This is a genomic window from Kitasatospora sp. NPDC101155 (assembly GCF_044768305.1).
Classification (GTDB): domain Bacteria; phylum Actinomycetota; class Actinomycetes; order Streptomycetales; family Streptomycetaceae; genus Kitasatospora.
Genome location: NZ_JBIWPN010000071.1, coordinates 19731 through 27045, shown reverse-complemented (window position 1 = coordinate 27045; position 7315 = coordinate 19731). Strand labels below are relative to the sequence as shown.

Sequence of the window (7315 nt, the reverse complement as noted above, 5' to 3'; positions counted from 1 at the left end):
AGGTCGTCATGTACCACTACCACCTCAACGGAGAGTATCCGTACTCCATCGGATGTTTCCGGGGAAAGCCGGTGACGGTACCCGGGTCCGGGCATGGCTGGCACTGAAGCCAACCCACCGTGCTCAGGAAGTGGACCGTGTGTGGCAGCGGCTCTTTCGGTGTGTGGAAAGCCGGCCTGTTGACGTCGTCGCGCAGTTCTTCGTCGTCGGCCAGGTGTGGCTGAAGGCGCTGGAGAACGGTGGTGATCGCTGTGGCCAGTCGTCGGCCGTCGCCGCGCGGCGGACCTCGGTGTGCGGGTGCCGTGCGAGCTGGGAGGCGAGGTCCCAGCTCAACCACCAAGGCCCCACGCCCGAGCAGGTCGACAACGAGCACCCGTGAGCCGTGAGACCTCACACCTCGGCATACCGGACAACCTCCAGGGCCTCCGTCAACTCGGCCGCCACGGCGTCCTCGCTGGTCAGGGCAGCGACGGAATCGCCGACCGCGTTGGACGTCGCCGCACGGACGCTGTCGGTCGCCGCGGCGGTGATGTCCGCGTGGACCTGGGCCGGCTGGCGGAAGCAGGTGAGCCCTGCTCCGGCCAGGATGACGAGGGTGCGGAGGTTGTAGGTGCTTGCGTCGGCGGTGTCGCCGACGGAGTCGGCGTCGATGGCGGCCGCGTTGCTGTCGAGGGCAGCCGTGAGATCGGCGGCACACGTCGACACCTGAAGCCTGGGGGCTTCCGCTGCCTGCGCCGCGGGAGCGAAGGCGAGGGCAGCGCCGGATGCGATGGCGACGGCGACGACACTGGCGGCAAGACGAGAACGGGTCATCCGAATCCCCTCCGAAAAGAAGCGTTCATGCTGGTGGGACGCCGGCATGAACGGAACGTAATTCACGGCCATGGGCAGGCGGCAGGGCGCACAGACCGGCAGAGTGACGCGAAGAATTGACGTTCCTGCAATCGAAGGCGAATTCAGTAGTCTTCATACAACTTTGCGCTACTCCATCCGAGTCACTACAGGGAAGACCGGCATCCGAGACTCGGAAGGGCAGGATGGGGAATTCGGTTAGCAATTTCCGGCGTTTCACTTGTCGCTGATCTGTGAAATTACCCGGCTCCGGTCAACCGCCGCCGACCACACGCAGGACGGAGCGCGGCCCTACGCGTCTTCAGGCCCAACCCGCTGAACCCCGTGCTGGACGTGCCCGTGTCCAGCGGAGGGACGCAGGTCGTTCGTTTGTGCGCGCTAGGGTGCGTATTCGGTCGTGATCAAGCGGTAGGTCTGGTGAGGTCTTTGATCCAGATCATTGCGCCGCGAAGGTGGAGGCCGGCGAGGTAGCTCTCGGGGGTCTTGTCATATCGAGTCGCGATGCCCCGCCAGGCCTTCAGCTTGTTGATCAGGCGCTCGACGGTGTTCCGGTCCTTGTAGAGCTCGGCGTCGTGGCCGACTGGCCGACCACCCCTGCCGCCCTTCTTCTTGCGGTTGGCGGCCTGGTCGATCTTCTCCGGGATGACGGCCTTGATGCCTGCGTTTGCGCAGGTAAGCGCGGTTTCCGCGCGACGAGTAGGCTTTGTCCCCGGCGACGGCGTCGGGCCGGGTGCGAGGACGGCCGATGGGCCCGCGGACCCTGACTTTCCGCAACACGGGGACGAACTGTGGGCTGTCGGCGGCCTGCCCCTCGGTCAGGACAAACGCGAGCGGGCGGCACTTTCGCTCGCCGGCGACATGGACCTTGCTGGTCTGCCCGCCTCTGGAGCGTCCGAGCAGGGCGGCCTTCAGGCGGAGCTTGCGGCGGCGCCGGAGGCGTCGCCGCTCTTCCCGTTCCGGGTCGTCCTGCCCGTCTTGTTCCTGCGGGCCTCCCCTTTTTGCCGGGCCTTCTCCGCCTCCTCGGCAGCTTTCTCCAATGCGGCCAAGGCATCGGGGTCCAGGTGCATCCCGGCAGCGTCGTGATGGGCCCGGACGGTGGTGGAGTCCACGCTGACCAGGGACAAGTCCACCTCGCCCCGCTTGGCGGCTTCCGCGATCGCGCCCTCCAGCAGGGCCTCGAAGACGCTGGCGTCCCTCCACTGCCGGAAGCGGTTGTGGACGGTCGACCAGGCACCGAACTCCCTGGGCATCTCCCGCCACTGGGCGCCCGTCTTGAACCTCCAGATCACGCCCTCGAACTGCTGGCGCAGCCGTTCGGGGTACGGGCCGTACTCGCCGATCGGCAGATACGGCTCGATGAACTCCCACTCGGCATCGGATAGTTGAACTCGTGTCACGGAACACGGTCTACCGGGTTAGGTCGCGACGCGAGGGCAACTTCCCAAAATGATCACAACCGAATACGCGCCCTGGTCGGCCAATTGCGGTGAGGTGGTGGCTCGGTCCGTACTCAGGAGTTGCAAGGGCTCCTTGCAAATGACCTTTGCAACTCCTAGTCTTCTGGCATGGCCGAACAACCGCCTGCTCAAGAGATCGCCGATGTCGAGGCACTGCGCGCCTTCGCGCACCCGATGCGGCAGAAGATCGAGCAATGCCTGCGCCGGGGACCGGCCAACTCTGCCGCGCTGGCACGCGAGTTGGGCGAGAGTACGGGGCTGGTCAGCTACCACCTGCGGCAGCTGGCCAAACACGGCTTCGTCGAGGAGGTCCCGGAGCTGGCGAAGGGGCGGGAGCGGTGGTGGCGGGCAGTGCCGGGGGACCGGCGGTTCCCGCCGCACAGCCGGCAGACGCCGGAGATGCGCGAGGCACTGACCGAGATGCATCGGCTCAACCTCGCCGAACTGATCGACTCCGCCCGGCGGTTCGAGGAGGCGCGCGACACGCTTGGCCCCTGGGCCGACGCGGCGCTCTTCTCGCGCGCCACACTCCGGGTCGACCCCGGCCAACTCCGCGCGTTCTTCGAGGAGTACATCGCGCTCCTCTACCGGTACTCGGCCCCGGAACGAGGGCACCCGCCCGAGGCACGGACCGTGCTCGTCCGGCTGCTCGGAATTCCCGAGACCGACTGACCGCGCGGCCCGACCGACAACGAAGGGGGGACACGCCGTGTTTCGCTCGGCTACGTCCGCATCACCGATACGCGCCGTACTGACCGTCCTATCCGCGACGTTGGTCGGCGCGCTCGTCCTGCTGACCGCGCCAAGGGCGCACGCCGACGAGGACGGGCTGGTCCGCCAGGAGGTCACCTTCCGGGGCGGCGGTGGGCTCGCCCTGCACGGCACCGTCCTCAGCAAGAGCGGAGCACTCGACGCGGGACCTGGCATCGTACTCGTCGGCGGCTCGGGCCCCGGGCCACGGGAGGAGTACCGGCAGGAGGCCGAGGCGTTCGCCCAGGCCGGGATCACCACGCTCGTCTACGACAAGCGGACCGTCGGCTACTCCCGGCTCCACACGGACTTCGGCCTGCTGGCCGACGACGCGCTCGCCGGAGTGCGGTTGTTGCAGTCCAGCAGCGGGGTGCATCCAGGGCAGGTAGGGCTGTGGGGATTCAGCGAGGGGGGCTGGGTGGCGCCGCTCGCCGCGTCGCGCTCGACCGACGTCGCTTTCGTCGTCACCATCGGCGGTCCCGGCTACGACCCGCTGCGTACCCAGGCCTGGAACCTCACCACACATCTGCAACACCAAGGGGTCGGGGGACCGTTCCGTCGCACCGTGGCCGGTCCCACCGCCCAGTTCATGGCCGCGACCGGTCGGTTCCCCGAGGCCGGCTACGACCCCCTGCCGGTGCTGGAACGGCTGCACCGGACACCGGTGCTGGCTCTGTGGGGCGATCACGACACGCAGGTGCCGCCCCAGGAGAGCGCACAGGTCTTCCGCGAGGCTCTGGCCCGTGCGGGCAACCCGCACGCCGTCATCGGCTTCGTCGCCGACGGTGCGCACAACGGGCACCGCACGTCAGACGGGTTCGACCGGATCGGCGGCCCACTCTTCCAGGGCAAGAAGCTCGGGGAGTTGGCCCCGCGCTATGCGCAGACCATGACCTCATGGGTGCAGGCCGTCGCCACCGGCCACCCACCGGCTTCGAGCGCCGCCCCCGCACCCGGGCAGACACTCGCCAGTACCCCCGTACCGGACCACACCTGGTACGCCGGGCTCGCCCCGGCGCTGCTGCTCCTCGGCTTCGCCGCCTATCCGATGAGTGCCCTCCTGCGCCGGGGACCGGTCCTTCGCCCGGTGCGGTGGTTGGCCGGGCTCGGCCTGCTGGCCGTCGTGGCGACGGTGACCTGTCCGATCGCCGTCTTCGCGGCGGGGACCGGTGCGGCGACGCCCGTTGTGTGGGGCCGTCCGGCTTCGTGGCTGGTGGTGCAGGCGCTCGCCGTCGCCGTGGTGGTGTCCGCCTGTGTCTCGGTAGTCGCACTCTGGCGCCGACGACTGACGCCGAGCTGGGCGGTCTGGCTGCGCCTGGCCCCGGTCGGGCTGGCCGCGGTCGGGTTCGTACCGTGGGCGGTGTGGTGGGGTGTTGCTGCGTGACGGCCATCGTCCCCTCTACGACTCCAGCGGCCTCCTGAACGCCCATTGATCACGACCGAAGACAGGCCCTAGCTCCCCTCGGAGGGTTCTCGCCGGTTCCGTGAGGACGAGCCCGTCGCCCTCGATCGGTTCCTTCCGGATCCGATCGAGAACGCCCTGCACCGCCAGGATCGGCCGGGGCACCCCGGCGAACCGTCAGCCTGTTGACCGGGCTCTAATCCGTCCTCCTGGCAGGCCTCCTGTCGGAGCGCTTGGGCCGCCGCGAGCGCTTCGGCGGACGGCGGATTGTACAGCTTGCTGTGGCAGGCCGGCCTCGGTACCGGGAGCGGGCGTTCGAGGCTGATCCCGTGCCGGTGGCCGATGACCGACAGGCTGGCACCGTCGGGCGCCAGTGAATGCTGAACGATCACCCTTCCACGAGGAGTTGCGATCGCCAGAAGCGGATCACCGAGCCTTCGGCGCACTTCCACGGTTTGACCGTGCAGATGCCGTGGAACCGCGTAGAGATTGCCCCGGTAGGACACCATGCTGTTGGCCGAGACCTCGCGAGCCACACTGATCTTGGCAGGGTACGGGTCGTGGGGAAGGTCGAGCAGGACCGTCGCAGCGGGCACGGTGTACCCGTCGTGGCCGCCGCTTGCCGCGGCCCGGCGAGCGTCCATGAGCCTGGCCAGCCTGTCGAGGCTCTCCTGCGCCTCCAGCAGGCCGGTGTCCGCGCCGATGGTCCGCCACCACAGAACGAGTGCTTGCCCGATCGCCTCGTCACCGGCGTCGTGCCGCGCCGGACTGAGATCCGCGACAACACCGTAGTGCTTCGCGACCTTGCCCAGCGCCGTGGTCAGTTTGCCACCTCCCGGGCAGTGGATCGGCTGCGTCCGGTCGAAGCGCCAGCGCCAGCCGGTTCCGCCGAACTGGCGCAGGATCCGGTCGACGGAGTCGACCAGGTGGCCGAGATCGATCTGCTCCGCGAGTACTGCCCTCCAGCGCTGGGAGTGGGTCAGGCGTCCCACCAGGACACAAGCATGAGTGCTGCCCCAGTCCGCAGGGGGGTCGGAGAGGGCGAACCAGCGGAATTGCATTTCCTCCGCGTTGTCCGGCCGGCCGGGGCGGGTTCGGGGGGGACGCTGACACAGCGGGCACCGGGGACGCAGCTGATGGGTCCGCAGAGCGCGGGTGAAGGTCGAGTAGCCGCCGCTGTAGCCCAGATCGACGATTTCGGCGAACAGCGCCGACGCTTGGAAGTGGGCATCGTCCTGCAACCGCCGACGGCAGTAGGGGATGAACCGCTCGAACTCGTCCCTGCCGGAGCTGCGTACTCCGACCGTGCGCTTCCCGCTCAGATAGGAGCTCACGGTCTTGCGGTCGCGGCCGAGGCGACGGGCGATTGCGGCAATGGACAACCCTCGGGATCGGAGGGCGCAGATGTTGATGTATTCCTCTCCGGTCAGCATTCCGCTCCTAGCAGAGTTCGATATGGCGTACGAATTCCTCATGGGATCCATGGGAAGCCAGGAAATATACACGAAGCCCGCGAGCGAGAGAAGAAAGGTTTTTGCAAGCCATCGCCGATTGCTGTGCAATTTGAGCGAGCGAATAGCCTGGCAATCAATTTGCAAAGACCCCATGCGCGCCACCTCAGGTCGCATGCGAAGATCGGCCAAGCAGTGGCCGAATCTCGACCGTTGAGTGCTTAACGATTTTCGCAAGTGCGCAATGGAGGGCGACTGGCATAGACCTCTGCGGGTGCGAGAGTACTCGCGGTTCTCCCCGGAATTTCAGGCCAAGCATGCGTCTGGCGCCCGTCGCGCGACTGTGCTCAGCGCGCCAGAGTTCGCATGGCACGGATCCCCGGACGGTTGCCCTGCCGGTGCCGCCGCTCACCAAAATGGCCACTGGCATATGCCGATGTGCATGCTCACCCGCGCGCCCCCCGTCTGCTCCCATGCCCGACGCTGACCAGGCCCGGTGTCAACAACGGTTGACACTTCGTAGGGTTCCGCGCCGCACACCGGAAGCGCACGCGGCCGCCAGGGGATCCGACCCTCGGACAGCCCCGCCGGTGTGGCCAGGAGGAGCACGCCCTACAGGCGGCAAGCAGCCGGGACCTGATCGTCGTCGCGGGCGGCGGCCCAGGCCTTGCCCTCGGAGCGGGCGGTGCGATGGGCCTCGTCGACGGCGACCGGGCCCCAGGCCGCCGCGCGACGGAGCCGATTCCTTCCGACGGGACCGGCGACGGCGGCCCGCACCCGCGCCGAGGAGCCGACCGCTACTCGGCGAGGAAGTCCCGTTCCCCGCGCCGGGGCCGTCCGTGGGACGGCCCCGGGTTGGTCCACGACGCTGACGTGGCTCCGACGTTCCGTCACCATCGGCGTCGTGCGAACCTGCGCAACCGACCGGGAGGGCGCCTGACGCTACCGGCGAGAAGTGAGACCGATCGCCGGAGACGGGCCACGTTCCCAGGCAGCACGTGCCGCCAATCGGGTGATCTGGCGTCAAGTACCTTGCCCGCTTGTCACCTCAATGGGTTACTAGGAGTGTCCAATCCGGTGGGTCGCCCATCCTCTCCGGGGGAGCGGGGCGTCGGCCTGCCGTATGGCCGGTCACTACCGGTGGCGCCGTGGGCTCTCCTGGCAGGGGCGTGAACGATCCGCCCGCCACCGCGACCGGCGACAGTCATCCAGGACCGTCTCGCCCTCACGCCCGGAAAGCGGCCCGGCCACAGCCGTGGACCGGCCCGCCGGCGCCCGGCTCACCGCCTCGGCCGTCCGTTTCGCCCTCGCCGGGGCCTGGTCCGACCCGCACCGTGCGTGGCCCGTGACCCTTCCTGAGCACGCACGGTGCGCGGTTCACCTCACCCGTTCAAGGAGGCAGT

General features: G+C 68.5%; 7 protein-coding genes. 3 read left to right on the top strand and 4 right to left on the bottom strand.

Translation table 11 applies throughout. From position 1 onward, the window contains the following. The first annotated feature begins 139 nt into the window (after window positions 1–139). A complete protein-coding gene (locus tag ACIRYZ_RS42690; protein WP_402954049.1) occupies window positions 140–379 on the top strand; it encodes a hypothetical protein in 240 nt (79 codons plus the stop codon). Between the two features lie 11 nt (window positions 380–390). On the opposite strand, the gene ACIRYZ_RS42685 is transcribed toward ACIRYZ_RS42690, so the two are convergent. From ACIRYZ_RS42685 to ACIRYZ_RS42675, 3 genes are all read right to left on the bottom strand, one after another. After that, on the bottom strand, window positions 391–885 hold the full coding sequence (locus ACIRYZ_RS42685; RefSeq protein ID WP_402954048.1) for a hypothetical protein: 495 nt from the start codon (window positions 883–885) through the stop codon (window positions 391–393). A 453-nt stretch (window positions 886–1338) separates the two neighbouring features. Next, entirely contained in the window at window positions 1339–1671 is a 333-nt protein-coding gene (locus ACIRYZ_RS42680; protein WP_402954054.1) for a hypothetical protein, read from the bottom strand. Between the two features lie 89 nt (window positions 1672–1760). Beyond that, a complete protein-coding gene (locus tag ACIRYZ_RS42675; RefSeq protein ID WP_402954047.1) occupies window positions 1761–2249 on the bottom strand; it encodes a transposase in 489 nt (162 codons plus the stop codon). A gap of 168 nt (window positions 2250–2417) precedes the next feature. Between ACIRYZ_RS42675 and ACIRYZ_RS42670 the strand changes: the two genes are divergently transcribed. Then, on the top strand, window positions 2418–2981 hold the full coding sequence (locus ACIRYZ_RS42670; protein WP_402954046.1) for an ArsR/SmtB family transcription factor: 564 nt from the start codon (window positions 2418–2420) through the stop codon (window positions 2979–2981). Window positions 2982–3081: 100 nt separating this feature from the next. Next, entirely contained in the window at window positions 3082–4443 is a 1362-nt protein-coding gene (locus tag ACIRYZ_RS42665) for an alpha/beta hydrolase family protein (RefSeq protein WP_402954045.1), read from the top strand. Window positions 4444–4511: 68 nt separating this feature from the next. Here ACIRYZ_RS42665 and ACIRYZ_RS42660 read toward each other — a convergent pair whose 3' ends face one another. Continuing rightward, a complete protein-coding gene (locus ACIRYZ_RS42660) occupies window positions 4512–5894 on the bottom strand; it encodes a Mu transposase domain-containing protein (RefSeq protein ID WP_402954044.1) in 1383 nt (460 codons plus the stop codon). Window positions 5895–7315: the final 1421 nt, after the last annotated feature.